This is a genomic window from Bradyrhizobium sp. LB8.2, assembly GCF_040548035.1.
Taxonomy (GTDB): domain Bacteria; phylum Pseudomonadota; class Alphaproteobacteria; order Rhizobiales; family Xanthobacteraceae; genus Bradyrhizobium.
In genome coordinates this window covers 114,181-140,326 of record NZ_JBEPQV010000009.1, presented here as the reverse complement: position 1 = coordinate 140,326, position 26,146 = coordinate 114,181, and the positions used below count along the sequence as shown (strand labels likewise).

Annotated in this window: 26 protein-coding genes, 1 tRNA gene and 1 pseudogene; 12 read left to right on the top strand and 16 right to left on the bottom strand. The window is 63.4% G+C overall.

What is annotated here, in order from left to right:
• Positions 1–21: 21 nt before the first annotated feature.
• The 8 genes from ABIB06_RS14055 to ABIB06_RS14020 form a co-directional block, all read right to left on the bottom strand.
• A complete protein-coding gene (locus ABIB06_RS14055) occupies positions 22–1,620 on the bottom strand; it encodes a caspase family protein (RefSeq protein ID WP_247352535.1) in 1,599 nt (532 codons plus the stop codon).
• A gap of 194 nt (positions 1,621–1,814) precedes the next feature.
• Positions 1,815–3,263: an ammonium transporter gene (locus ABIB06_RS14050; protein WP_247352533.1), complete on the bottom strand. Its 1,449-nt coding sequence runs from the start codon at positions 3,261–3,263 to the stop codon at positions 1,815–1,817.
• A gap of 37 nt (positions 3,264–3,300) precedes the next feature.
• Positions 3,301–3,639: a P-II family nitrogen regulator gene (locus tag ABIB06_RS14045; protein ID WP_008142813.1), complete on the bottom strand. Its 339-nt coding sequence runs from the start codon at positions 3,637–3,639 to the stop codon at positions 3,301–3,303.
• Positions 3,640–4,070: 431 nt separating this feature from the next.
• Positions 4,071–4,673, bottom strand: a complete 603-nt coding sequence (locus ABIB06_RS14040) for an ATP-dependent Clp protease proteolytic subunit (protein ID WP_247352531.1) — start codon at positions 4,671–4,673, stop codon at positions 4,071–4,073.
• Between the two features lie 41 nt (positions 4,674–4,714).
• Positions 4,715–5,068: an SRPBCC family protein gene (locus ABIB06_RS14035; RefSeq protein ID WP_247352530.1), complete on the bottom strand. Its 354-nt coding sequence runs from the start codon at positions 5,066–5,068 to the stop codon at positions 4,715–4,717.
• Entirely contained in the window at positions 5,065–5,379 is a 315-nt protein-coding gene (locus tag ABIB06_RS14030) for an ArsR/SmtB family transcription factor (RefSeq protein WP_211394987.1), read from the bottom strand. The genes ABIB06_RS14035 and ABIB06_RS14030 overlap by 4 nt, the downstream gene beginning before the upstream one ends.
• Before the next feature lie 43 nt (positions 5,380–5,422).
• Entirely contained in the window at positions 5,423–6,724 is a 1,302-nt protein-coding gene (locus ABIB06_RS14025; RefSeq protein ID WP_247352528.1) for an ammonium transporter, read from the bottom strand.
• Between the two features lie 232 nt (positions 6,725–6,956).
• Positions 6,957–7,295 (bottom strand): P-II family nitrogen regulator, encoded by a 339-nt coding sequence (locus tag ABIB06_RS14020; RefSeq protein ID WP_247352526.1) that lies wholly within the window; start codon positions 7,293–7,295, stop codon positions 6,957–6,959.
• Positions 7,296–7,535: 240 nt separating this feature from the next.
• Here ABIB06_RS14020 and ABIB06_RS14015 point away from each other — a divergent pair, with 240 nt between their 5' ends.
• Positions 7,536–8,429 carry a DUF4339 domain-containing protein gene (locus tag ABIB06_RS14015; RefSeq protein ID WP_247352523.1) on the top strand — a complete coding sequence of 298 codons (894 nt, stop codon included), beginning with the start codon at positions 7,536–7,538 and terminating at the stop codon, positions 8,427–8,429.
• Between the two features lie 31 nt (positions 8,430–8,460).
• On the opposite strand, the gene tesB is transcribed toward ABIB06_RS14015, so the two are convergent.
• A complete protein-coding gene (tesB, locus tag ABIB06_RS14010; RefSeq protein ID WP_247352521.1) occupies positions 8,461–9,333 on the bottom strand; it encodes an acyl-CoA thioesterase II in 873 nt (290 codons plus the stop codon).
• Positions 9,334–9,482: 149 nt separating this feature from the next.
• Here tesB and ABIB06_RS14005 point away from each other — a divergent pair, with 149 nt between their 5' ends.
• Positions 9,483–10,703 (top strand): ubiquinone biosynthesis hydroxylase, encoded by a 1,221-nt coding sequence (locus ABIB06_RS14005; protein WP_247352520.1) that lies wholly within the window; start codon positions 9,483–9,485, stop codon positions 10,701–10,703.
• A 34-nt stretch (positions 10,704–10,737) separates the two neighbouring features.
• On the opposite strand, the gene ABIB06_RS14000 is transcribed toward ABIB06_RS14005, so the two are convergent.
• Both ABIB06_RS14000 and ABIB06_RS13995 read right to left on the bottom strand, forming a co-directional pair.
• Complete coding sequence (locus ABIB06_RS14000) at positions 10,738–10,935, bottom strand: Trm112 family protein (protein ID WP_027535355.1); 198 nt, start codon at positions 10,933–10,935, stop codon at positions 10,738–10,740.
• A gap of 61 nt (positions 10,936–10,996) precedes the next feature.
• On the bottom strand, positions 10,997–11,527 hold the full coding sequence (locus ABIB06_RS13995; RefSeq protein ID WP_247352519.1) for a TetR/AcrR family transcriptional regulator: 531 nt from the start codon (positions 11,525–11,527) through the stop codon (positions 10,997–10,999).
• A gap of 109 nt (positions 11,528–11,636) precedes the next feature.
• Here ABIB06_RS13995 and ABIB06_RS13990 point away from each other — a divergent pair, with 109 nt between their 5' ends.
• From ABIB06_RS13990 to ABIB06_RS13965, 6 genes and pseudogenes are all read left to right on the top strand, one after another.
• Entirely contained in the window at positions 11,637–11,987 is a 351-nt protein-coding gene (locus ABIB06_RS13990) for a hypothetical protein (protein ID WP_247352517.1), read from the top strand.
• Between the two features lie 43 nt (positions 11,988–12,030).
• Complete coding sequence (locus tag ABIB06_RS13985; RefSeq protein ID WP_247352515.1) at positions 12,031–12,834, top strand: crotonase/enoyl-CoA hydratase family protein; 804 nt, start codon at positions 12,031–12,033, stop codon at positions 12,832–12,834.
• A 25-nt stretch (positions 12,835–12,859) separates the two neighbouring features.
• Positions 12,860–13,657, top strand: coding sequence for an SDR family oxidoreductase (locus ABIB06_RS13980; RefSeq protein WP_247352513.1), 798 nt, complete (start codon positions 12,860–12,862; stop codon positions 13,655–13,657).
• 177 nt (positions 13,658–13,834) lie between these two features.
• Entirely contained in the window at positions 13,835–14,113 is a 279-nt protein-coding gene (locus ABIB06_RS13975) for a PepSY domain-containing protein (RefSeq protein ID WP_247352511.1), read from the top strand.
• A gap of 60 nt (positions 14,114–14,173) precedes the next feature.
• Complete coding sequence (locus ABIB06_RS13970) at positions 14,174–14,767, top strand: cytochrome b/b6 domain-containing protein (RefSeq protein ID WP_247352509.1); 594 nt, start codon at positions 14,174–14,176, stop codon at positions 14,765–14,767.
• A 196-nt stretch (positions 14,768–14,963) separates the two neighbouring features.
• A pseudogene (locus ABIB06_RS13965) lies at positions 14,964–17,461 on the top strand (EAL domain-containing protein).
• 12 nt (positions 17,462–17,473) lie between these two features.
• Here ABIB06_RS13965 and ABIB06_RS13960 read toward each other — a convergent pair.
• Together ABIB06_RS13960 and trxA are read right to left on the bottom strand one after the other, a co-directional pair.
• Positions 17,474–18,151, bottom strand: a complete 678-nt coding sequence (locus tag ABIB06_RS13960) for an LON peptidase substrate-binding domain-containing protein (protein ID WP_247352505.1) — start codon at positions 18,149–18,151, stop codon at positions 17,474–17,476.
• Positions 18,152–18,182: 31 nt separating this feature from the next.
• The gene (gene trxA, locus ABIB06_RS13955; protein ID WP_247352503.1) at positions 18,183–19,106 is read right to left on the bottom strand and encodes a thioredoxin; all 924 of its coding nucleotides are present in this window, start codon (positions 19,104–19,106) and stop codon (positions 18,183–18,185) included.
• A 273-nt stretch (positions 19,107–19,379) separates the two neighbouring features.
• Here trxA and ABIB06_RS13950 point away from each other — a divergent pair.
• The 4 genes from ABIB06_RS13950 (at position 19,380) to ABIB06_RS13935 (ending at position 22,956) form a co-directional block, all read left to right on the top strand.
• A tRNA-Gly gene (locus tag ABIB06_RS13950) sits at positions 19,380–19,454 on the top strand.
• A gap of 76 nt (positions 19,455–19,530) precedes the next feature.
• Complete coding sequence (locus ABIB06_RS13945; protein WP_247352502.1) at positions 19,531–20,517, top strand: NAD-dependent epimerase/dehydratase family protein; 987 nt, start codon at positions 19,531–19,533, stop codon at positions 20,515–20,517.
• A 377-nt stretch (positions 20,518–20,894) separates the two neighbouring features.
• Positions 20,895–22,163 carry a PQQ-dependent sugar dehydrogenase gene (locus ABIB06_RS13940; protein WP_247352500.1) on the top strand — a complete coding sequence of 423 codons (1,269 nt, stop codon included), beginning with the start codon at positions 20,895–20,897 and terminating at the stop codon, positions 22,161–22,163.
• A gap of 199 nt (positions 22,164–22,362) precedes the next feature.
• Positions 22,363–22,956 (top strand): c-type cytochrome, encoded by a 594-nt coding sequence (locus ABIB06_RS13935; RefSeq protein WP_247352498.1) that lies wholly within the window; start codon positions 22,363–22,365, stop codon positions 22,954–22,956.
• Positions 22,957–22,970: 14 nt separating this feature from the next.
• Here the strand turns inward: ABIB06_RS13935 and panE are convergent, their stop codons facing one another.
• From panE to ABIB06_RS13920, 3 genes are all read right to left on the bottom strand, one after another.
• Positions 22,971–23,894 (bottom strand): 2-dehydropantoate 2-reductase, encoded by a 924-nt coding sequence (gene panE / locus ABIB06_RS13930; RefSeq protein WP_247352496.1) that lies wholly within the window; start codon positions 23,892–23,894, stop codon positions 22,971–22,973.
• A 149-nt stretch (positions 23,895–24,043) separates the two neighbouring features.
• Positions 24,044–24,652: a 2-hydroxychromene-2-carboxylate isomerase gene (locus tag ABIB06_RS13925; protein ID WP_354068842.1), complete on the bottom strand. Its 609-nt coding sequence runs from the start codon at positions 24,650–24,652 to the stop codon at positions 24,044–24,046.
• A gap of 94 nt (positions 24,653–24,746) precedes the next feature.
• Positions 24,747–26,096, bottom strand: coding sequence for an MATE family efflux transporter (locus ABIB06_RS13920; RefSeq protein WP_354048452.1), 1,350 nt, complete (start codon positions 26,094–26,096; stop codon positions 24,747–24,749).
• Between the last annotated feature and the right edge of the window lie 50 nt (positions 26,097–26,146).

Genomic DNA, 26,146 nt, shown 5'->3' with positions numbered 1-26,146 from the left:
CGCCTGCAGCCGGTTCGTGCACTATCTCTTGGCAAGTCCGCAGCCGTTGAATCCCCGGCCGCGCCAGCACCCGCTGCTCATGCACTCGGCTTCCAGCCGTGGACAAGCGGTTGAAGCGCAATCCGCGCGGCCGCCCATACTGACGCATGCCGTGGCGCACCTGCTTCGCATGAACGAACAGCTCATGCCACTTCCGGTCTGCCGCGGTTGCCCTGCTCCGGCCTGATCTGGCGGCAGCACGGCCGTCTTGTCCTCGCGCTTGGGCGCCCGCTTCGAATCAGGTTGGCCCGGACTTGCAGCGGGGCTCTGTGTCGTCAGCTTGGAGAGTTCCATCCGACACGGTCGGCTGGTCTCGGTGCGGACGCCGGCGCCGGTGGTTCCTTTCAGCTCGAGTGCGAGCTTGTACTGATAGGGCGCGCCGGCGGTGCGGCGCAGCGGATCATTCTCGCCAATCAGCCCGCTGACGGTGACCGTCGCGCTGCCGTCCGCTTCGATCTTCCCGTCATAGATTGTCGCACCGGGCTTGCCCTCTTCCCCGGAGAGAGTGTGCAGCACGCCATCCTTGACGCGCAGCGCATACTGGAAATAGGCGTCGGGAAATGGAGGCTTGTTGTCGCAAGTCTCCTTCGCGATCCAGGTTCCATCGAACGCGGTTACGTGCTTGGCGGCGTCCGCTGGTTTCGCCAAGGTCTCGATGCGTGATTTCGCCAGATCTGCGAAGGCGCAGGCCGGGAATCGTACGAGGTGATCCTTGAATGCCGCGAGCGTTCCCAGCGCTTCCGCGCTGCGCCAATGGTCTCCGGCCTCCGCGCAAGGATCGACCTGGGGCGTCGCAGGCGACAACGCCGCCGTCTCGGGCTTGCCGTTCAGGTAGAACTCGCCGAAGAACGACAGCGACAGCTCCGGCACTTGCGAGCCTTTGGAGCGCTGGTAGACGCCGGCGCTGATCGTCTGAAATACCGTGTTGACGTTGCCCTTGTCGCCGATGTGCTCCAGGAACGCGCTGGTATACGGGCTGTTGCGGCCGCTGCCGTCGTCGGCGGTCCGGCCGGCCTGTGTTGCATAGGAAATGATGGTGCCCTCGGGACTTTCCATCTTGGCGAGGCCGCGTGAGACGGTGACGCCGCGGCCCTGTCCGACGTTTCGCCGCAACTCGTCGGCAAATGGATTGTCGCGGCAGGCGTCGAGTACAAGGATCCGCAGGTTTTTTGCCTGCTGCAGATCCGCCAAAATTTCATCGGCGCGCACCAGGCGCCGCAGGTCGACCTCATCGCGGACGACGGCATCGACCGGCACCAGATAGTTGACGCCGGCGAACTGCAAGGCGTGCCCGCTGTAATAGAACAGGGCCACGTCGGCGCCGCGGGCCTCGCGCGCGAAGCGAAGAACGGTCTCCTGCATGGCGGCCTGATCGAGATCGGTCGCGATGAGAGGATCGAATCCCGATCGCTTCAGGGCCGCTCCAACGTCGGCTGCATCATTGGTCGGATTGGGCAGCGCGGGAACGTTCCTGTAGGCGCTGTTTCCGATCACCAGCGCGACCCGCTTATCGGCCTGGGCTTCCAAAACGGACAGGACGAGCAGCCATGAACACAATGCAAGGCGAATGAACAGGCGCATGAGATAAGCCCCAATCCGCCCATGATATTCCTCAACGCCGATACAAAGCAATTTGTGCGGGCCTCCGCGAGGACAAAAAGAAAGGGGCTCCAACTTGCGCTGGAGCCCCTCAACGGTCGGGATATTGCCGGGTATGTGCCCCGAACCGTAGTTGTGGGCGCGGCCCCCCGAGGAGGCCGCGCCCGGGAGGAGACTTACATGTTGTAAGCGCGCTCGGTGTGCTCGGTGATGTCGAGGCCTTCCCGCTCGCTCTCGACATTGGCGCGGAGGCCAACGATCACATCGACGACCTTGTAGAGGATCGCCGAACCGATGCCCGACCACACCAGCGTGGTGCCGACGGCCTTGAGCTGGGCGATCATCTGTACTGCGAAGTCGTAGTCGGCCACCTTCGGCGGGATCGCGGTGTAGTCCATGATCCCGGCGCCGCCGAGAGCAGGATTGACCAGGATGCCGGTGCCGAGGGCGCCGACGATGCCGCCGACGCAGTGCACGCCGAACACGTCGAGCGAGTCATCGTAGCCGAGCGCGTTCTTTACGACGGTGCAGAAGAACAGGCAGACCACGCCGACCACGAGGCCGAGGACGATCGCACCCATCACGCCGGAGAAGCCGGCGGCAGGCGTGACGGCCACGAGACCCGCGACAGCGCCGGAGATGACGCCGAGCACCGACGGGTGACCCTTGATGATCCACTCCGCGAACATCCACGACAGCGCGGCGGCTGCAGTAGCGACGAAGGAGTTGGTCATGGCGAGGGCTGCGCCGCCGTTGGCTTCGAGGTTGGAGCCGGCGTTGAAGCCGAACCAGCCGACCCAGAGCAGCGAGGCGCCGATCATCGACATGGTCAGCGAGTGCGGGGCCATCAGCTCCTTGCCGTAACCGACGCGCTTGCCGATCAGCAGAGCGCCGACGAGCCCTGCGATGCCGGCGTTGATGTGCACCACGGTGCCGCCTGCGAAGTCGATCGCGCCCGCCTTGAAGATCCAGCCGGCGTCGGCGTTGATCTCGTCGAGCTTGGCCTGCGCCGCGGTCTTGGCCGCCGCGTCAGTGGCAGCAGCGAGCGCCTTGGCTGCGTCCTGGATCATGTCCGGGCCGGGCCAGTACCAGACCATGTGCGCGATCGGGAAGTAGATCAGCGTCACCCAGAGCGGGATGAAGAGCGCGATCGCAGCGAACCTCATGCGCTCGGCGAAGGCGCCGACGATCAGGGCGGGCGTGATCGCCGCGAAGGTCATCTGGAAGCACATATAGATGAGCTCCGAGATGTTGGCGTCGACCGAGAAGGTCGCAGCCTTCGAATCGGTGGTGACGCCCATCATGAAGGCCTTGGAGAAGCCGCCGATGAAGTCGGAGCCGCCGGTGAAGGTGAGGCTGTAGCCGTACACAGCCCAGATCACGGTGACGACGCAGACGGTGTAGAACACCTGCATCAGGACGGAGAGCATGTTCTTGGAGCGGACGAGGCCGCCGTAGAACAGCGCGAGGCCGGGGATCGTCATCAACAGCACGAGCACTGTCGATGTCAGCATCCAGGCGTTGTCTCCCTTGTTGACCGTTGGCTCGGCGTAGGCTGCGGTCGCAGCGAACATGCCGACTGCGAGAGCCGCCAATCCCGCGCCGTAGGGACGCTTAAACGTCATTGTATTCACTCCTGATTGGTAAAGGTTGAGCGCGAAATCAGAGGGCCGCTGCATCGGCCTCGCCGGTGCGGATCCGAACCGCATGGTCGAGATTGATGACGAAGATCTTGCCGTCGCCGATCTGTCCGGTTTTCGCGGCGGACGTGATGGCATCGATGGTCTTGTCGACCTGGTCGGAGGCGACAGCGACCTCGATCTTGATCTTGGGCAGGAAGCTCACGGCATATTCGGCGCCGCGATAGATTTCCGTATGACCCTTCTGGCGGCCATACCCCTTGACTTCCGTCACCGTGAGACCGTGAACGCCGATGGCGGTCAGGGCGTCACGGACTTCTTCCAGCTTGAATGGCTTGATAATCGCCATAACAATTTTCATGGGTACTATCCCCGCTTGGCCCGGTCCGGACATGGCCGGGCGTTTCTCGACTGGTTCGCCACGAGGGAGAAAGTTCACTACGCGGGCACAGCCAGGACCCATAGAATCAAATGCCGTGCCAGATCGGGCGCGTTGGCTAACGGACTATGAAAACGGGTGTTTTCGCGTTTGGCGCGTATCGCGCTGCAGTGCGCTATTACGTCGCGCTCAATACCTGATCATGCCTGATTAAAATAAAGGCACGACAGACTGCCGACACAATGGTGCTCACGCGTCGGGCAGCAGAAAGGTAATTTAGTAAGGCAGGCGCCTGTTGCAGGGTTTCTCCTGCTGCCAAATATCGGGCCCCTCGCAATTGTGCTCACGGGAAACGCAACCGGCCAACCAGCTTGGGCGGGTCGAGGCTTGCCGGACGGTGCCGGCAGAGACCATCAGGCGGCGTCGCGCTCTGCAAAAACCCTATCGATCAGTCCCCAGTCGACCGCCTGCTGTGCGGTCATGAAGTGGTCGCGGTCCAGGGTGCGTTCCACGTCCTGCTCAGGGCGCCCGCAATGCTGCGCATAGAGCCGGATGATGCGCCGCTTGGTTTCCTGCATTTCGGTGGCATGGATCAGGATGTCGGACGCCTGGCCCTGAAAGCCGCCGAGCGGCTGATGCACGTGGAGGCTTGCATTGGGCAGCGCGGCGCGGTGACCGGGTTCGCCGGCCATCAGCAGGAACGAGCCCATGGAGCGCGCGGTGCCCATGCACAGCGTGTGGACCGGCGCCTTGATGAACTGCATGGTGTCGTACATCGCGAGGCCGCTGGTGACCACGCCGCCATAGGAATTGATGTAGAGATTGATCGGCTTGTTCGGATTCTCCGCCTCCAGAAACAAGAGCTGCGCGCAGACCAGTCCGGACATCGCGTCATTGACCTCGCCGTTGAGGAAGATGATGCGCTCGCGCAGGAGCCGCGAATAGATGTCGAAGGATCGCTCGCCGCGGGCGGATTGTTCGACGACCATAGGGACGAGCTGAAGCATGTCGCGCATCGGCGACCTCCATTTCTGCAGGTGATGAAGTCTTTTTGCCGCTAGGCCGCGCGCATCAGACAGCAATTGGTATTTGCGGCCTGCGGCAGCTTTACGCGATCCTCGCAGGCTTGCTGGATGATGCGAACGCGGGTGCCACCGGCTTCGTTCGGTTCGATCCGGAAGATGACGTGGCTTTCGCGAAACGGCGGTTCGGAATCGCGAAGCCGGTAGCGCACCTCTTCGCCCACGATCGATGATTCAGGCTCGGCGCCCACAAGGTCGGAATGGGGTAGCCAGCGCTCGCGCAGGGCCGGAATGGTCACAGCGCGCCAGACCTTGGCCGGCGGCGCATCGAATTCATATTCGAGCACGAGCGCTGCGTCGGAGGGATCAGGCTTCACGGCGTCACTCATTGATCCATATCCTTCAAGAGATCGGCGAGGGCATCCATGCGTTTCGGCCAATAGGCGCGGTAGCGCGCAAGCCAGGCCCCGATAGCGACGATTCCTTCGGGATCGACTTCGTAATTCACAAAGCGGCCCTGCCGCTGTTCGCGCACCAAGCCTGCCCCGCGCAGCACCGCAAGATGCTGTGACATCGCCGGTTGGCTGATCTCCAATCCATCGCGCAAAGCGCTCGCATTCAGGCTTCCGCCGGCAAGCTTCTCAAAGACCTTGCGGCGGGTCGGGTCGGCCAGCGCCTTGAAGATATCGGCTTCGATCATGGCAACACATAAGCATACGCTTATGTATTGCGCAAGCCCCCGATTACTGCAGCGCCTCGCCGTGCTGCGAAATGTCCAGTCCTTCGAGCTCGTGCTCGCGGGATACGCGCAAGGGCACGAAAAGGCTGACCAGCTTGAGCAGGACAAAGCTCACACCCGCCGACCAGACGAAGGTGACGGCGACCCCACCGAGCTGGATCAGTAGCTGTTGCGGATGGCCTTCTAACAGGCCGGCGGTGCCGCCGATCGCGCTGGTTGCGAACACGCCGGCCAGCAGGGTGCCGGTCATCCCGCCGATGCCGTGGACGCCGAACACGTCGAGCGAATCGTCATAGTCGAAGCGGTGCTTCAGCCAGGTGCAGGCCCAGTAGCAGACGAGGCCTGCGATCACGCCGATGACGATACCGTGCCAGGGCGCCACGAATCCCGAAGCCGGCGTGATGGTGCCGAGGCCGGCTACCGCGCCTGAGATCATGCCGAGCACGGAAGGCTTGCGCCGCGTCGACCATTCGATCGCGGCCCAGGTCAGCGCGCCGGAGCAGGCTGCGAGATGGGTCGCGATGATCGCCAGCACCGCGCGCGAATTGGCCGCGCCTGCCGAGCCGCCGTTGAAGCCGAACCAGCCGACCCACAACAGGCCGGTGCCCATCACCGCAAGCGACAGATCGAACGGCGAAAGATTTTCGGTGCCGTAGCCATGGCGGCGTCCCATCACCTTCGCGGCGACGAGGCCAGCGGTGCCGGCCGACAGATGCACCACGAGGCCGCCGGCGAAATCCAGCACGCCCATGCCGGCGAGGAAGCCGCCGCCCCAGACCCAATGCGCCAGCGGAATGTAGACGAAGATGAACCAGGCGACGGAGAACAGCAGATAGGCGGAGAACCGCATCCGGTCGGCAACCGCGCCCGCGACCAGCGCCACCGTGATGATCGCAAACGTCATCTGGTACAGCATGAACAGCGCTTCCGGGATCGTCTTCGCCGCCGGGTTGACGCTGTCCATGGTCATGCCGGCGAGGAACCAGCGGTCGAGCGTGCCGATCCACGGACCGTCGCCGACGAAGCACAGCGAATAGCCGAACGCGACCCAGAGAATGGAGATGATCGTCACCGCGGCGAGGCTTTGCGCCATGGTGGCGAGCACGTTCTTCTTGCGCACCATGCCGGAATAGAACAGCGCGAGCCCCGGGATCGTCATCATCAGCACCAGCGCGGTGGCGACGATCATCCAGGCGGTGTCGGCTGTGTTGATCTCGGAGCCTGCGGCGCGCGCCGGCGAAGCCATGATCGACACAAACCCGATCGGCGCGGCCATAGCAGCCGCGCGGCGCAACAATCCCGCCATGTCGATTTCCCCCAGCATAGTGATTGCGTCGCACGCTGCGGCGTCGTTGCCCGGTGCAATCTAGATAAGAGTTAGTCCCTGTCTCACCGCACTTCACCCCTCATCCTGAGGAGCCCGCGACAAGCGGGCGTCTCGAAGGACGGCCGCGGGCGAGTGCCGGGCCTTCATGGTTTGCCCGGCGATGCAAAGCATCGTCCGGAAACGCGTTCCGCGCTCCTCACCCTGAGGGTCTTCAGAGCGCGTCGGTGTCGGTTTCGCCGGTGCGGATGCGGATCGCGTGATCGATCGGCGTGACGAAGATCTTGCCGTCGCCGATCTGGCCGGTGCGCGCCGTCGCGGTGATCACGGCGACGGCCTTCTCGGCGATATCGGAGGCCACCGCGATCTCGATCCGGAGCTTGGGCAGGAAGTTCACGACATATTCGGCGCCGCGATAGATTTCGGTGTGGCCCTTCTGACGGCCATAGCCCTTCACCTCGGTCACGGTCATGCCGTGAACGCCGATCGCCGTCAGGGCCTGACGGACCTCATCGAGCTTGAAGGGTTTGATGATCGCGACGACGAGTTTCATGGTCAGGCCTATTCCCCGGGGATGCGCCGCGCCGTATGTCCCCGGCGCTGCGTCAATCTGGCATCTTTCCGGGCAAATGGCATAAAAAACTTGCAGATTGAAGCGGAAAAACGTGGAGCCATGTGAACGGCCGCCTCTGTACAGGGCAGCCGTTCATCCTCCACAATGCGTTTTTGGCATGGATGCGGTGAACCCAAGCGTCCCGGCCTGTACATAAGTATGTTTGAGGGGGGACGCATCATGGCGAATTGGTTCTACGCATCCGAGGGCAAGCAGCAGGGGCCCTATCCGGAAGGGCAATTCCGCGACCTCGTCGCCCAGGGAATTGTGCGCCCGGATACGCTGGTGTGGTCGGAGGGCATGGCCGGCTGGCAGAAGGCCGCCGAAATCCCCGGCCTGATCGGCGACGGCGGCGGTGCGCCCCCGATGATGCCGGCCGGTGGACCGCCGATGATGGGCTCCGGCGGTTATGCTGGCGGTGGCGGCGGAGGATCGCTGGCGGTCGATTTCGGCATCCTCGAGTTCACCTGGCGCAGCATCGTGATGCTGATCGGCATGTGCTTCATCATCCCGGTGCCGTGGGTGTTCGTCTGGTACACGAAATGGATCGTGTCCTGCGTGCAGGTCCCCGGACGGCCCAATCTCAGCTTCACCGGCAATGCGATGGCGCTGGTGCCCTGGTATTTCGGATTCATCGTTCTGGCGATCGTGATCGGCTACATCGGCGTCCCGTTGCTGAGCAATTTGATATTCATCGCCCAGATCGTTCTCTACTGGCTCCTGATCAAATGGATGGTCGCGAACCTCGCCTCCAACGGGCAGCCGCTCGGCCTGAGCTTCACCGGCACGGTCTGGGCCTATGTCGGCTGGAGCCTGCTGTTTGCGATCTCCATCATCACCATCATCGGCTGGGCCTGGGTCGCCGCGGCTCAGATGCGCTGGTTCTGCCGCAGCATCGAAGGCACTCGGCGCGAGATCGTCTTCAACGGCAGCGGTCTCGGGATTCTCTGGCGGGGCATCGTGGCCGCATTCCTGTGCGGCTTCATCATCCCGATCCCCTGGGTGTATCGCTGGATCATGAACTGGTTCGCGTCGGAGACTGCCTTGGCTCCGCGAGGATCGCTCCGGGCATGACCTCGAGAGCCATAGGCGCGATCAATCGCGCTTATGCCTCTGGGGTTTTCCGTTCGCGCACGGAGCCTTCCTGCGCGACGGAGGCGACCAGCGTGCCATCGGGCTTGAAGATCGAGCCCCGGGTCAACCCGCGGCCGCCTCGCGCGTTCGGCGAGTCCTGTGCGTAGAGCAGCCATTCGTCCGCTCGGAACGGACGGTGAAACCACATCGCGTGGTCGAGGCTCGCGGGCATCATGCGCTTGTCGAACAGGGTGCGGCCGTAGCGTGCCATGATCGCGTCGAGCAGCGAAAAGTCCGACGCATAGGCCAGCGCGCACATGTGCAGCGCCGGATCGTCCGGCAGCGTCGCTGCGGTCTTGATCCAGACATGGATGCGGCCGTCCTCGATCTTCTGTCCGAAATAGCGGCCGAGCTCGACCGGGCGCAGCTCGATCGGACGGTCGGATTCATAGTAGCGGCGGATGAACTCCGGCATCTCCTTGAACATCGGCTGCTTCGCCACCTCCTCCGCGGTCAGCTTTTCCGGCGGCGGCACGTCGGGCATCTTGTCCTGATGGTCGAACGCGCTCTCCTCCTCGGCATGGAACGACACCATGACCGAGAAGATCGCGTTGCCGTGCTGGATCGCGGTGACGCGGCGCGTCGAGTAGCTCTTGCCGTCGCGCAGGCGCTCGACCTGGTAGATGATCGGGATCTGCGGATCGCCCGGCAGGATGAAATAGCAGTGCAGCGAATGCGGCAGCCGGCCCTCCACGGTGCGGCAGGCCGCAACCATCGCCTGTCCGATCACCTGGCCGCCGAACACCCGCTGCCAGCTGGTCTTGGGGCTGTTGCCGCGGAACAAATTCACCTCGAGCTGTTCGAGGTCGAGGATCGAAATGAGGTCGATCAGGCTTTTGGACATGGTGGTGCTTTCAAAATGCCTCGCCATTCCGGGTTGGTGCTTGTGCGCGCCCCGGAATGACAGCTCGGGCCGTTCCGCCCTTGTTTCACCGCACTGTTTCGCCCACCTCAAGTCTGCTAGCAAGACCAGGATTTGGCCGGGAATTGGGTATGTCAGTACAGGGTAGCATTGTCATCGGTGGCGGCGCGTTTGCGGGCCTTGCGCTGGCCCTGGCGCTGCGCCAGGGCCTCGGCCCCGAGATCCCCGTCATCGTCGCCGACCCCGCGCTCTCCACGCGTCCGAGCCGAGACCCGCGCGCGACCGCGATCGTGGCCGCCTGCCGCCGCCTGTTCGAGGCGATCGGCGCCTGGGACGACGTCAGGGGCGAGGCGCAGCCGATCCTCGACATGGTCGTTACCGATTCAAAACTGGAAGACGCCACCCGTCCGGCGTTCCTCAACTTTGCCGGCGACGTCGCGCCGGGCGAGCCGTTCGCGCATATGGTCGAGAACCGCCGCCTGATCGATGCGCTGGTGGTGCGCGCCGAGGCCGAGGGCATCGATCTCCGCGCGACCACCGTGTCGTCTTACGACGCGCGTTCCGAGGGCATCGACGTGACGCTCGGTGACGGCAGTGTCGTTGCGGCGAGCCTCCTGGTTGCGGCCGACGGTGCGAAGTCGAAACTGCGCGAGCGCGCCGGCATCGCCACCCATGGCTGGGAATATGACCAGTCCGGCATCGTCGTCACCGTCGGGCATGAGCGCGATCACGAGGGCCGCGCCGAAGAGCATTTTCTGCCCGCTGGTCCGTTCGCGATCCTGCCGCTATCGGGCAAGCGCTCCTCGCTGGTGTGGACCGAGCGCCGCAGCGAAGCCGCGCGCATCATTGGCTTGAGCGACGAGGAATTTCACGGCGAGCTCGAGCGACGCTTCGGCCTGCATCTCGGCGAGGTGAAGGCGCTCGACAAGCCGCGTGCGTTCCCGCTGTCCTATTTCGTCGCGCGCTCCTTCATCGCCCAGCGTCTCGCGCTGGTCGGAGATTCCGCCCACGTCATCCACCCGATCGCGGGCCAGGGTCTCAACATGGGGCTGAAGGACGTCGCCGCGCTGGCCGAGGTCGTGGTCGATGCCGCGCGCCTCGGCATGGATATCGGCGGCGCCGACGTGCTCGAACGTTACCAGCGCTGGCGGCGCTTCGACACCATGGCGATGGGCGTTGCCACCAACTCGCTGAACTTCCTGTTCTCCAACCAGTCGACGCTGCTGCGCACGGTGCGCGACATCGGCCTCGGCCTCGTCGACCGCGCCCCGCCGCTGAAGAACCTCTTCATCCGCCAGGCCGCGGGTTTGACCGGTGAGATACCGCGGTTGTTGAAGGGCGAGGCGTTGTAGGATTTTCGTAGCTCCATCCGGCTATATAAAACCCTCAATCGATCTTCCGCGCCTCTTCAGGCAGCATGATTGGGATGCCGTCGCGGATTGGATAAGCGAGCTTGGCGCTGCGCGAGATCAGCTCCTGCTTTGCAGAATCGAACTCCAGCGGGCCCTTGGTCAGCGGGCAGACCAGAATCTCCAGCAATTTGGGATCGACGCTGGGTTCGGGGCGTTCGGTGGGCGCGTTCATTTTTGTCTCCGACGATCGGTTGCCTCTAGCACAGAAAACCGCGGCCGCCCATTGCGGTCCGCTAGGCCGATACCATCCGCAGGATCTCGTCGAGCAGGCCCTGGAGTCGTGCCGCCGGCACCGGCGTGCCCGACAAGGCAAAACCGAGAAAGGTCCAGTACAGAACCAGCGCCCGCGCCTGCGCTGTCGCGGGCGCAAGCCCCCGCTTCGAGAGCAGCGTCTCGATATAGTCCAGTCTGCGCCGGTCGATTGCGCGCACCGCCGATTGTGCCGCCGCATCGAAGGCCGCCCAGTTCCGCACCGCGCGCTCGAGGTCGAGCCGCGCGCCAAACGTCCTGCGCAGCAGCGCTTTCAGCGGCTCGTCACTGGCGGCTTCGACATCGGCGATGATCTGCTCGGCCGCGATCTCGCGCCAGCGCTTCAGGACAGTGGCGTGGAACGCGCCGAGATCGGCGAAATGCCAGTAGAAGCTGCCGCGCGAGACGCCCATGGCCTTGGCAAGCGGATCTGCCTTCAGGGCCGTGAAGCCGCTTTTAGCCAGCGCCTTCAGTCCCTCCTTGATCCAGTCGTCGGCAGAGAGCTGTTCGGTCATGTCGGGTTCCCCGGAGTTCGACCATACACTAGTGTATTGACAGGCAGCAGGCCAGCACTTATCTATCCATACATAGCTGTATGGATGAAGCCTTAGGGAGCCCCTGACCATGCGTGACCTCTTGCTCCAGTGCGCCGGCGTCCTGACCATTGTCGTCGCGCTCATCCATGGCATCCTCGGCGAGGCCAGGGTCTTTGCCCGCGCCCGCATCGAGCCGGAACGGCTCCGGACCCTGATCCGCCTGGTCTGGCAGGCCTCGACCGTCGCCTGGATCGGCGGCGGTGTGCTCCTGATCGCGGCGCCCTGGATGGAATCGGAGCCGGCGCGCCACTGGATCGTCGTCACCATGGCCGGTGTGTTCGGCTTCTCTGCCTTCGCCAACGCATGGGCCACGCGCGGCCGGCATTTCGGCTGGATGGCGCTCAGCACCGTCGTCGTCATCGCGGTTGCCGGCTACTGAGTACCAAAACGAGAAGTCACGCGTTACAGCGGAGAGCGGCGCCATGGAAAATCGTGTTCGCCTGACCATTGACGACGGTGTGGTTCATGTCCGGCTGAATCGTCCGGACAAGATGAACGCGCTCGATCCGGCGATGTTCGAGGCGATCATCGAGGCAGGTAGCAAACTTGCAAAACGCAGCGACGTCCACGCTGTCGTCCTCTCCGGCGAAGGCCGCGCCTTCTGCGCGGGGCTCGATCTGGACCGGCTTCTGGCCACGACGACCGGCGAGTCGTTGATCCCCTCGGTCGATCTGACGCGCCGAACCCACGGTCTGGCGAACTATGCCCAGCACCTCGTGTGGCTCTGGCGCGAGCTGCCCGTGCCTGTGCTGGCCGCAGTCCACGGCGTCGCCTTCGGCGGCGGCTTCCAACTCGCGCTCGGCGCCGATCTCCGCTATCTCGCGCCCGACACGAAGCTCGCAATCATCGAGGCGAAATGGGGGTTGGTGCCGGATATGGGTGGCACGCAACTCATGCGCCGTCTCGCGCGCGAGGATGTCGTGCGCGAATTGACCTACACCGGCCGGGTGTTCTCGGCGCAGGATGCGCTTGCCTATGGCTTTGCCACGAAGCTCGCCGCCGATCCCGTGAGGGCTGCGCTGGCAATCGCGCACGAGATTGCAGGCCGGAGCCCCGATGCGGTCCGCGCCGCCAAGCGGCTGCTCAATCTGGCCGCGACCTGCGACGTGGCCACCGGTCTCGCTGCCGAAACGGCCGAGCAGGCGGCACTGCTCGGTTCCGCCAATCACGTCGAGGCGGTCACAAGCAATCTCGAAAACCGCACGCCGCGATGGTGTCACCCATGAGCGCAACATGAACGAACTTTGAAGCATGGCTCTGACACTCGTCACCGGCGGAACCGGCCATCTTGGCCGGGATATCGTCGATCGCCTCGTTCGGGACGGACATCGGGTCCGGGTTTTCGCGCGATCGCCTGCCGTGCGACCGGACGTCGAATGGGCAACCGGCGATCTCGCCACCGGCGCCGGGCTGCGGGAAGCTCTGCATGGTGTCGATACGGTCATCAACGCGGCGACCTGCTCGCCGATCGCGCGGCGCGGCGGTGTGCGGCCCGTGGACTTCTTCAGATCGCCCTCCGCCGTGGATGTCGAGGGAACGGAGCGGTTGCTGTCGCTATGCCGGGAGGCGTCGGTGCGGCACTTCCTGCACGTCTCGATCGTCGGCCTCGAAGAGGCGACCCTGCCCTACGCGCGGGTCAAGCTGGCCGGCGAGCGGCTGGTGCGTGCGTCGACCCCGTCCTGGTCCGTGGTTCGCGCAATGCCGTTCTACTATTTGGTCGACAAGTTCCTCTCGCGCCTCGCCTGGCTTCCGCTCTGGCCGGTGCCGACCACGACGTTCGATCCGGTCGACGCTTCCGATGTGGCCGCTCATGTCGTGACTTGCGCGTTCGACGGGCTGAGCGGCGAGCGCACGGAGATCGGCGGCTCCGAAGCGCTCGATCTCGTTACCTTCGCCCGCCAATATCAGGATGCGAGGAAACTGCATCGAAGGATCCTGCCGATCGGCCTTTCGGATGCGAAGGCCCGGGGCATGGGTATTGTCGTCAGCCGCGGCGTGGGTGGACGTCTCTCGTGGTCGGATTGGCTGCGCGCAAACCGTGAGACGTAAGGCCGCAGTAGTCCGGCAAATGCGTGCTGCATACGGAGAGAACTGATCTTTTTCGGATCGTTAGAATAACTCTAAAGCCTGTCGACGCTGAACCGGATTGACTTCATCATGTGCTTTGCTTCCTTCGGTCCCGCTTCGCGGCTTCGCGTAGCGCACACGACAGAAGAGGAGACGTTCGTGAAGGTCATTCGTGTTGTTGCCATTGCATTGACGATCGGGATTGGCGCGGGATCGGCGGCCATGGCTGACGGTTTCAAGGACTGCACCAAGCTCGACAAGGCGTCGTGGAAGCCGGCGAGCGAAGCCGAAGCCAAGGCCAAGGCGCTCGGCTACGAGGTGCGGCGCTCCAAGATCGAAGGCTCCTGCTACGAGGTCTACGGCGTCAAGGAAGGCAAGCTTTACGAACTGTTCTACAGCCCCGAAGATCTCAGCCTCAAGCACACGATTGCGAAGTAGACGCGCGAGATAGTCTGCGCGAATGGTCTGCGCAAAGTTACGCCTGAGGGTGGCCCTCGCTTGATTGAAGAACCGGTACCGGAAGCGCGCGGGGTGTCCAACCGGACCCCCGCGGATCGAACCGCTTCGCGGACACTCGCGGTCTGGGATGTCCCGCTGCGCCTCTGGCACTGGGCGCTCGCGGCTTGCGTTCTGGCCGCCTGGTTCACGCCCACCGTCTATGACGGACTTCACCGCATCGTCGGCTATGCGGTGCTCGGGCTTCTCGCCTTCCGTCTGGTCTGGGGTTTTTGGGGAAGCCGCTATTCGCGCTTCCGCATGGCCGGCGTCAGGCTTCGGGCCGCGCCGCGCTATCTCTGGAATCTGCGCCGCGGCATCACCGGCCGCTATATCGGGCTCAATCCCGGCGGCACGTTGATGCTGGTGGCGCTGCTGGCCTCACTCGCGGTCTCGACGATATCAGGCGCGATGTCGGTGACCGTGACCTTCTTCGGCGTCTGGTGGGTCGAGGACACCCATCATTATTCATCGGACGCGGTCATCGTCCTGGTCGTGCTGCACGTCTTGGGCGTGCTGCTGATGGGCCTTCTTCAGCGCGAGAACCTGATCCGCGCGATGATCACGGGACGCAAGCGCATCCGCGGTCACCTCTAAATGTCCGTTGCGGATCTCGGCAGAGGTTGTTCGCGGTCTGATGGCGCTACATCCTCCGCGCAAACGCTCGGCAAATCGAATTGCATCGATAGCGTTAACCTGCCGCTAAGCATGCAATCAGGAGTTGCACCAAATTAACGGGAAGAACGTTTAGCCCATCCACCATCGGCGATATCGGACGACGGAGGCGATTTCGATGTTCCGCGTTTTTACCTGCCTCACGGCAGAGCATGATTGGCGCCTTGTCATGCTCGCCGGTCTGGTTTGCTTCGCCGCAAGTATTGTAGCCGTCAGCATTTTTCATCGGGCGATCGCGTCGCGAGCTTGGACCCGGCTGATGTGGATTGCGATCGCCGGCGCGGCCATCGGTTATGGAATCTGGGCAACGCATTTTGTTGCAATGCTCGCCTACGAGCCCGGAGTCTCAACCGGTTACGGCATCGCTCTGACAGCTCTGTCGCTCGCCGCGGCGATGATCCTGACGTCATGCGGTTTTGGCGTTGCCGTCAGCAATTCCGGCCCGTGGCGCGCGGCTGCCGGCGGCGGAATTATCGGCGCCGGTATTGCGAGCATGCACTATCTCGGCATGTGGGCCCTCGAAGTGCCTGGCCGCGTGAGCTGGTCGCCGGAGCTGGTGCTCGTCTCCATCGCCCTCGGCATGGTCCTGGGCTACGCCGCCCTTGCGGTTGCGCTGGGCAGCAAGAACAAGTGGGGGACCTTCGTCGCGGCGCTGCTGCTGACTCTCGCCATCGTGTCGCATCATTTCACGGCTATGGGGGCCGTGCAGATCATCCCAGACCCGACGCTGGCAAGCGATACCTTGTCGCTTTCTCCCGGCTTCCTCGCCGTGGCAATTGCGGGTGTGGCTCTGTCAGTACTCGGGATGAGCTTTATCGGCGTGCTGGCGGATCGCCGCCTTGCGACCAGAACCAGCAGATTCGAGGAAATCATCAGTGAGCTTTCGCTCGCCAGGCAACAGGTGGAAGATTCGCAAAGCAAATCCAGGACCAGAAAATCAGGCTGGACACGGCCATCAACAACATGGTCGAGGGCCTTTGCATGTTCGATGCGGAGAAGCGGCTTGTCGTCTGCAACGAGCGTTATGCCCTGCTCTATCGGCTGCCGCCGGAGCTACTGAGGGCGGGGACATCGCACACCGACATCATCAGGCATCGCATCGTGAAGGGAGTCCTCAAGGGCGACCCCAGCGAGGACGCTGCCGAGCAATTCATCTCGAAGCTGGCCGCGTTGCCTTTCGATGCTGTCTCGAGCAGAATCGACGAGTTTGCGGATGGTCGGCTGATCTGCGTGACGCGACAGCCAATGGCCGGTGGCGGATGGGTGGCTACGCATCTCGACGTCACCGAGCAACGCCGGTCCGAGGCGAAGATCACTCATATGGCGCAACACGATGCGCTGACCGATCTGCCAAATCGCGTGCTGCTCAGAGAGCGGATGGAGCATGCCATTGCGGTTACGCGCAACGGCGGCGTCGATCTAGCCGTGCTCATACTTGACCTCGATCGCTTCAAGGAAGTCAACGACACCCTTGGACATCCGACGGGCGATTCCCTGCTGCGCGCCGTTGCTGCGCGTCTGCGCGAATGCACCACGGAAACTGCGTTGATCGCTCGACTGGGCGGCGACGAGTTCGCGGTGATCGACTACGTGACCAGCCCAGCCGTGGAAGCCGCCGCCCTCGCCGAGAACATCAGAAAAGCGCTTTGCGAACCGTTCGATCTCGGCGATCACCGGGTCACGGTGGGCACCAGCATCGGCATTGCCATCGCGCCGCGTGATGGCAACGATTCCGACGTGATCATGAAGAGTGCGGATCTCGCTCTCTACTCCGCCAAGAGTGGCGGACGTGGTGCATTCCGCTTCTTCGAGCCGGAACTCGACGAGCTCATGCATGCGCGACGCAACCTGGAGCGCGACATGCGGGCTGCGATTGCCGGCCATCAATTCGAGCTCCACTACCAGCCGTTCGTCAGCTCCGCGACCGGCAAAATCAGCGGCTTCGAGGCCTTGCTACGCTGGCATCACCCACAGCACGGTCTGGTCATGCCGAACGAATTCATCCCGCTTGCGGAGGAGACCGGCTTGATCGTGCCGCTGGGAGAATGGGTCCTGAGAACCGCCTGTGCGGAAGCGGCCAAATGGCCTGCGCATGTCAGGATCGGGATCAATCTGTCTCCCGCTCAATTCAGGAGCAAGGAGCTTGTTGCGGTCGTCATCGGCGCGCTGGCGAGTTCGGGAGTCGCGTCGCACCGACTCGAGCTCGAGGTCACCGAGACGGCGATCATGCATGACAGCGAAGCTGTTTTTGCAGTGCTCGGACAATTGCGCGAACTCGGCGTGCGGATCGCCCTGGACGATTTCGGCACCGGCTATTCATCACTGAGCTTTCTGCAAAGATTCCCGTTCGACAAGATCAAGATCGACCGCAGTTTCGTCAACGAATTATCCAGCGCGAGGGCAGAGGCGCACCATCTCGCGCGAGCAGTGGTTCGTTTCGCAATCAGCCTCGGTAAGGTGACGACCGCCGAGGGCGTCGAAACGAAGGAGCAGCTGGATATCCTCCGTGAGGAGGGGTGCGTCGAGACGCAAGGCTACTATTTCAGCCGGCCGATGCCTGCATCCGACATCGCCAGAATGATGCGAGGTGCCGGAGCGGCCGTCCGCGCTGCCTGAGCGTCCAGGCCCTCACTGCAGCGGCGGATCGCCGCTGGTGCGCTTCTTGGCGAGATCCATCTCGGTGACGGCGATCAGGATTTCGGCGCGGGTCTTCAAGTCAGGCGCTTCCAGCATCGCTTGCTTCTCGGCCACGCCATAGGGCGACATCATCGCCAGCGCGTTGACGAGCGCCTCATTGGGGGCGGTCTCGACGCCCTCCCAATCGACCTTGAGGTTGTTGGCCTTCAAAAAGTCCGCCAGCACCGTCAGCAGCGCCTCGCGATCGACCTCGTCCTCGCCCATGCGCGGCGTGAAATCGTCGACGAAGGCGAAGAAGTCGACCTTGCACTGCCGGTAGGCGGTGAGCACTTCGAGCTCCTCGAGCACCCTGAAGCGCGAGACGCCGGTCAGCTCGAGAATGTAGCGGCCGTCGCCGGATTCGGCGAGCTGGGTGATGCGGCCGACACAGCCGACGCTGAACAGCGCCGGCCTGTCGGAGTTCTTCCGCGAGTGCGCGATGTCGGGCTGGATCATCCCGATCAGGCGATGGCCGTCGCGGAAGGCGTCGTCGATCATCGCGAGGTAGCGCGGCTCGAAGATGTTGAGTGGCATCTGCCCGCGCGGCAGCAGCAGCGCGCCCGGCAGCGGAAACACCGGAAGGATCTCCGGAAGGTCGGCGGGCCCGCGATATTCGATATTGATCGGCATCTGCCCGGTCCCCTGGCCTTGCCTGCTCGCCTTAGGAAAACAGGATGATCGACAAGCGCTTGCGTCCCTCGACGGTTGCATCATCCGTGCCGCCCCAGGCCTCGAAGAACTGCACCAGCTGCTTGCGGGCGCCGTCGTCGTTCCATTTGCGGTCGTGCTTGATGATCGCGAGTAGTTGCTCGGTGGCGGCGGCGCGGTTGCCTTGCGCGTTGAGCGCGGTCGCGAGGTCGAATCGCGCCTGATGATCGAGCGGGTTTGCGGCGACTTTCTGTTCCAGCTCGGCGACCGGCCCGAGCGATTGCGCCTGCTCGGCGAGATCGATCGCGGTCTGCACGGCTTTCACCGCGGGATCGTTGCGCTTGGATTCCGGCACCATGGCCAGCGTCTGCTTGGCCTGCTCCATCGCGCCGGAGGTGGCGTAGCATTTCGCAAGTCCGGCAAGGGCCGCGATGTTGGTCGATTCGTGCTCCAGCACTTCCGCGTAGATCTGGGCGGCCGCAGCGGCATCGCCCTCGGCGAGCACGGCCTCGGCCTCTTGGAGGATTTCCGCGACATTCGGCTCACCCGGGGCGGTCACGCCCTTGGTCAGCTTCTCGATGAAGGCGTTGAGCTGGCTCTCCGGCACCGCGCCCATGAAGCCGTCGGCCGGCTGGCCGTTGACGAAGGCGATCACCGCCGGAATCGACTGGATGCCCATCTGGCCCGGGATCGCCGGGTGCTGGTCGATGTTCATCTTGACCAGCTTGACCTTGCCCTTGGCGGCCTTGACGGCCTTTTCCAGCAAGGGCGTAAGCTGCTTGCAGGGGCCGCACCATTCCGCCCAGAAGTCGATCAGCACCGGCTGGTGCTTCGATTCCTCGATGACGTCCTTCACGAAGGTCTGGGTGGTCGTGTCCTTGATCAGATCGGTCGCAGCCGGGCCCGCCGCTCCGTTACCCTGTTCGATGATCGTCACGGGATCCCCTCGTCTGTATCTGGAATGGCGGGTCTTTAGCACGCCGCCAATTCATATGCTTCGCTGTCCGCCCTAAAATTGGGCCGGGGCGGCCGAATTTCAATCCGTGCGCGACGATTCGGCGGTTGCGGGGCGTTTTTGGCCGATTTGGCCGGGTTTGGGTCCATATGGGCCGTCCAATGCGAATCTATGCCGCGCGTAGCTGTTGCATTCGGCGTCCGGTTTTGGCATACGACAGCCGTTGCCGGTCGCCTTACGCGGCCGACACAGGATGCGGGTGTAGCTCAGTGGTAGAGCACGACCTTGCCAAGGTCGGGGTCGAGGGTTCGAGCCCCTTCGCCCGCTCCAATTTTTCCCAAAGCATCCAGCCGAGCCGGACGGGGTCGTGGTTTCCCACGCCGGTGGCGGCTGTATTGGGCCTCGAATGACAGTTCTGGTCACAGGCAGCGCCGGCCATCTCGGGGAGGCCCTTCTCCGCACGCTCCGCGGGCGCGGATCGCTTGTGCGCGGGGTCGATCTGAAACCGTCGCCCTTCACCGATGCCGTCGGCTCGATCGTCGATTCTGATTTCGTGCGAGGCCAGATGGCCGGCGTTACCGCCGTGATCCACACTGCGACGCTGCACAAGCCGCATGTGGCAACCCACAGCAAGCAGGATTTCATCGACACCAACGTCACTGGCACGCTCAATCTGCTCGAAGCGGCGGTGGCCGCCGGCGTGCGCAGCTTTGTCTTCACCAGCACAACCAGCGCGTTCGGCTCGCAGCTTCGGCCCGACGCCGGCCAAGCCGCTGTGTGGGTCACCGAGGACCTGCCGGCGGTGCCCAAGAACATCTACGGCACGACCAAGCTGATGGCCGAAACTCTCTGCGAGCTGTTCTGTCGCGAGCGCGGCCTGCCGGTCCTGGTCTTGAGGACCTCGCGCTTCTTCCCCGAAGACGATGACGATCCTGCAATGCGATCAGCTTACACGCTGGAGAACGCGCAAGCCAACGAGCTGCTCTATCGCCGGCTGGATATCGCGGACGCGGCGAACGCCCATCTGCTCGCCGGCGAGCGTGCGCCGAAGATCGGGTTTGCCCGCTACATCGTGTCGGCCACGAGCCCGTTCGAGCAGCGCCATCTGGCAGCACTTGCGCGCGATGCGGCCAATGTCGTGCGCGAGCTCTATCCGGATTGTGCGGAGCTCTATGCGGCGCGCGGCTGGCGGCTGTTCCCCGAGATCGACCGGGTCTATGTCAACGACCGCGCGAGGCGCGAGCTGGGCTGGCGGCCCGAATTCGACTTCGCCCATGTCCTGAACTGCCTTCGCGATGGCCGCGATTTTCGCAGCACGCTGGCGCGCGATGTGGGGTCGAAAGGCTATCACGAGACGATTTTCGGCGATGGTCCCTACCCCGCCGCCCCGTAGTCGCCGCTTTTGCCAATTTGCCCGATGCATCAAATGCCTGTCCGGAGTCACCGGGAGCAAAATGGCCTCCGCCGTTCTACTGTGCATGGGGTTGTTTTCGCGTTTTTTGTTCCCGACCGTCGTGCTGCCTGCAAATTGGCCATGCGCTGCCTCGATTCCGCGTTGCAGCGAGACCGTTGCCGCTGTCGTGCTCGGGCCGAGAACATCCGTCTCAATTTTTATCGAGGGCAATTGCGGCGCATGCGGCGCGCTTCTCACTGCTCGCAGATGTGCTAACCTTTTTGCGTCTGTCCTCTCGACAGACTCAAAACTTCGCCTCTCGACTAGCCATAATAAAATAACGTGCAGCCCTGACGGCTGCCTTAGGGAGTGACGCGATGACATCGATGTTCCATCGATCCGTGTTGGCGCTTGCGGCCGTGGCCCTTCTTGCGGGGACCAGCGCTGGCTACGCGCAGGACAAGAACAAGCCGCTGAAGAAATACGAATCCGGCACCAAGGAGTTCTGGACCCATCCGCCGGATGACTGGTTCCTCGGCGACGAGACCGAGGCGCAGAAGGGCCTGGCGCCGCCGTCGGGTCCGCCGACCGGCGCGTCGGAGGCCGAGCTCGCCAATATCGTCAAGAAGGTCAAGCTGCCGGCGGGCTTCAAGATGGAGGTCTACGCGTCCGGTGTGCTGGCCGCGCGGCAGATGGCCTGGGGTGACAAGGGCACGCTGTTCGTCGGCTCGTTCGGCCTCGGCAACGTCTATGCGATCAAGGACAACAACGGCAAGAAGGAGGTCAAGACCATCCTGAAGGGGCTGAACATGCCCACTGGTCTGGCCTTCAAGGACGGCGCGCTTTACGTCATCGCGGTGGACAAGCTGATCCGCTACGACGATGCCGAAGCCAAGATGGATAATCTCGGCGAGGGCAAGGTCGTCTATGACGATATGCCGTCCTATGCCGCGCACGGCTGGAAATACATCGCGGTCGACAAGGAAGGCTGGTTCTACATTCCGTTCGGACCGCCCTTCAACATCGGCGTGCCCCCAACCAGCGTCGCGCAAATCCGCCGCGTCGATCCCAAGACCGGCAATGCCGAAGTCTATGCGCTCGGCGTCCGCAACTCGGTCGGCGGCGACGTCGATCCGCGTACCGGCAAGTACTGGTTCACCGAGAACGCGCGTGACTGGGTCAGCGATGATCTACCCAGCGACAAGCTGAACATGATCTCGAAGATGGGCGAGCACTTTGGCTATCCCTATTGCCATCAGGGTGACCTGCCCGATCCGAAGTTCGCGATGGGCCACAAATGCTCCGAGTTCACGCCGCCGGTGCTGAACCTCGGCGCTCACGTCGCTCCGCTCGGCATGAAGTTCTATACCGGCGATCAATTTCCGCCTGAGTACAAGAACAACATCCTCATCGCCGAGCACGGCTCCTGGAATCGTCACAAGTACCAGGGCGGCCGCATCATGCGCGTGATCGTCGGACCCGACGGCAAGAATGCCAAGCAGGAGGTGTTTGCTTCCGGCTGGATCGAGGGCGACCAGGGCTATCTCGGCCGTCCCGACGACATCATCCTCGCCAAGGACGGCTCGATCCTCGTCGCCGACGATTGGGCCGGCGCGATCTACCGCATCAGCTACAGCAAGAAGTAGCGTACAAGGACGCGAGGCTGCGGGGCCGAGGGGCACCGCAGCCTTTCTCGTTTTCAATTTCGCACGCTGTGGTTCCGAATCTGCGCGCTGCCTGCGTACAAGTCTGGAACCCAAAACCACGAACGAGGGTTATCGAGTCCGGGTTCGTCCTCAGGCGCGCTCCGGGAATGACGAACTCGTCAAAGCGGAATCTTCAATCATGCGCCGGCAGGTCATCTCGCTCGCTATCAACGCGCTCGCGCTCACAGCGCTCGCATTCGTCCCGGCCCAGGCCGCCGACAACGCCGCGATCAAGGAGAAGGCCGCCGTCTGCTCCGGCTGTCACGGCGAGAACGGCATCTCGCAGACCGAGAATATCCCCTCGCTCGCCGGCCAGCCCGATCAATTTCTGCAATGGCAGCTCGTGTTCTTCCGCGCTGGTTCGCGCAAGAACGACCAGATGCAGCCCATCGCGGAGGAAATCACCAACGAGGACGTCCGCAATTTCGGTGCTTATTTCGCGCAAATGACGCCGCCAAAGGGCGAGGAAGACAAAGACCCGGACCTGTCGAAAAAGGGCGCGCAAGTTGCCGTCGGCCGCCGCTGCGCCTCATGCCATACCGATAGCTTTGCCGGCACCAAGGCCGTCGCGCGACTCGCGGGTCAGCGCGAGGAATATCTGGTCAAGGCGCTGCGCGACTACAAGACCAACCAGCGCGTCGGCGGCGGCGGTGCCGCGATGGCCGATGTCGCCTATCACATGAGCGACGAGGAGATCACGGCCGTCTCGCACTATCTCGCGTATTTCAAGTAGCGCGAGGCTGCTGCCTACCCCGCCCGCTGCTTCTCATACGCTTTCAAATGCGTGTACGCGATGCGCAGCTTCGGCACCGGCACCTTGGCGGCATCGGCGCGCGCGATGAGGTCGCCGATGACGTGATCGGCCTCGACCGGCAGGCCAGCCTTGACGTCCCGGAACATCGACGCCGTCATCGGCGAACCCTCGGTGGTGAGGTTACCCTTCACGCGCTCGAAGAACGGACCGCCCGGCGTGTAGCCTGAGGCGGTGGCGATCGCGCTGGTCTCGTCCAGCATGCCGAGCAAAAAGTCCCTGCCGCCGGGGGCGGCGAGAATGTTGCCGACGGAGGTGCGCATCAGGCTGGTGGACGCCGCCAGCGAGGAGAGGAACACCCACTTCTCCCACATGTCCTGCATGATGTTCTGGCTGGCCGTGGCACCATTGATGCCGCCCTTGAAGGCCTCGTCGATCGCCTTGACGCGATCCGACAGCTTTCCGTCGCGCTCGCCGTAATTGATCGACTGCATCGGCTGGAGCTGCACCACCTCGCGCTTCTCGTTGAGCGTCGCGGCGATGGCGCAGAGGCCGCCGAGCACGCGCTCCTTGCCGAACTTGCCGTCGAGGATATCGAGATGCTTCATGCCGTTGAGCATCGGAATGATCGCCGTGTCGGGCCCGACCGCCGCCGCGAACGACTTGATGGCGTCGTCGAGATCGAACGCCTTGCAGCTCAACAGCACCACGTCGAACTTGTCCTTGAGCTTGTCGGCCTCGACCCGCGGCGGGTCCTTCAGCGTCACGTCGCCATTCGGGCTCTTGATGACGAGGCCGGCGCTCGCGAGCTCGCTGGCGCGCCGCGGCCGGACCAGGAAGGTGACGTCGCGGCCGGCCTGCAACAGCCTGCCACCAAAATAGCCGCCGATGGCGCCGGCACCGACCACGAGGATATGCATGGGATTGTCCTTGTTGTTGCTCTTGCGGTTGTGCTTGCAATAGTTCTTGCAGTTGTTCTTGGCGATCTATTTATAGTCGTGATTGCGAGCGAAGCGAAGCAATCCAGAATGCTGCCGCGATCACATTCTGTCGCTGGAGAATGAGCGGGCTACTTTCCCGACACCATCTCCTCGACCTCGCGCAGCTGCTCCTTGCCGAAGAACATCTCGTCGCCGACGAAGAAGGTCGGCGAGCCGAACGCGCCGCGCGCGACGGCCTCCTCGGTGTTCTTGATCAGCCTGCCCTTCACTTTGGGCTCTTGCGCGCGGGCGAACAGCTTTTGGGCGTCGAGACCGGAAGACGCCAGCGCCTTCGCCGCGATTTCAGGATCGTCCATTTTCTTCGGCTCGCGCCACATGTGATGGAAGGCGGCCGCGACATAGGTCTCGAACACGCCTTCGAGCTGCGCCGCGATCGCTGCGCGCATCAGGTTCAACGTGTTGACGGGGAAGAAGGGATTCATGACATAGGGTTGAACCTGGAAGCGCTTGACGAAGCGCTCGGTCTCGACCGTGTGGAATTCGCGCTTGTTCTTGATGCCGGCGAGCGTCTCGGCCGGCGACTTGTTGTTGGTCGACTTGAAGATGCCACCGAGCAGGATCGGCACGTACTCGAACTTGACACCGATGCGCTGCTCGATCGCCGGAATCGCGAGATGACTGAGATAGGCGTTCGGACTGCCGAAATCGAACAGGAATTGCGGGGCTGTGCGGGTCAAAATCGTTCTCCCTGACGTCGGTTTTTCACATTGTGGCGCAGCGCGCGCCACGGGTCCACCGTTTAATGACGGTCGTAATCTCTTGATGATGTCGTCAGATCAGACGCCGGATCGTTCGCTTGCGCCACACCAGAAGGTAATAGCCCATCTGCAAAAGGAACATGGCGCAAAACACGATCGGATAGGCGGCCCACACACCTTGTAGGCCGATCGTGCGGCTCAGGATCACCGCAGATGGCAGCTCGATTGCGACGATGGCGACGATCGAGAGCAGCATCGGCGTCAGCGCCACGCCGGCAGCACGCATCGCGCCTGAAAACACGGTCGCAAGGCCAAACGGCACCGAGCTCCACAACGCAATCTGGAGCAAGCTCTTCGCGAGATCGAGCACGATGTCGTCAGTGATGAAGACACCGAGCACGGCGCGCGGCGCGAGATAGATCAGCGCCACCAGCCCGCCCGTCAGGACGATGTTGAACATGAGGCCGGTGCGTACGATGCCATCGAGCCGCGTTCTGTCGCCGCGGCCAACCGCCTGCGCGCCGAGGATCGAGACCGCGATCGAAATCGATATCGCCGTGAACTGCGTATAGCCCATCACCTGGTTGACCGCGCCATAGGCGGCGGTGGCGTCGGACCCATAGGTGTTGACGAGGCCGAGCAGCACCAGCTCGGCGATCGCCATCACCACCATGCCGATCGCGCTCGGCAGTCCGATGCCGAGGATTTGTCCCAGCACCACACGATTGAGCCGGAGATGACGCAGCAGTGCAGCGTCCGGTGCCAACGGATGTTTCTTCCGCAGCAAATAGGCGGCCAGCGCGATCAGCGTCAGCGCGTTGGCGATCGCCGCCGCCCAGGCCGGGCTGGTGATTCCGACCGCCGGCAATCCGAGCGATCCGTGGATCAGCATCGGCGTCAGGATCAAGCCGATCGCGGTCGACAACGCCAGCGCCAGCAGCGGCGTCAGCGCATCGCCGACGCCGCGGATCATCGCTGTCATCAGCAGGAAGACGAAGCCGAGCGGCATGGTGAACAGCATGACACGGGCATACGCGCTGGCCTGGTCGAGAATGTCCGCGGGGGTCGCAAGCGTCATCATCAATTGCCGGCTGAAGATCCCGCCGATCAGCGCAATCGAAATCGACAGCAACAGGCCGACCGCGAGCGTGGTGCCCACGACAATCTTGATCCGACCCTGCTCGCTCGCGCCATGGGCCTGGCCGATCAGGACCGTGGCGCCGGTGCTCAGCCCCATGACGAAACCGAACAGGAAGAATAGTACCGGGAAGAACACCGACACCGACGCGAGCGCGTCGACGCCGATCATTTGGCCGATATAGACGTTGCTGACGGTGCCGAACAGCGATTGCAGCGCATTGCTCAGCATCAACGGTGCGAGGAAGCGCAGGAACGTCGTCCAGAGCGGTTTGGAGGCGGACATGGATGTGTCTTTCATCAGAGCATGCGAAGCCGTTGCCGCGCAATGCGCGG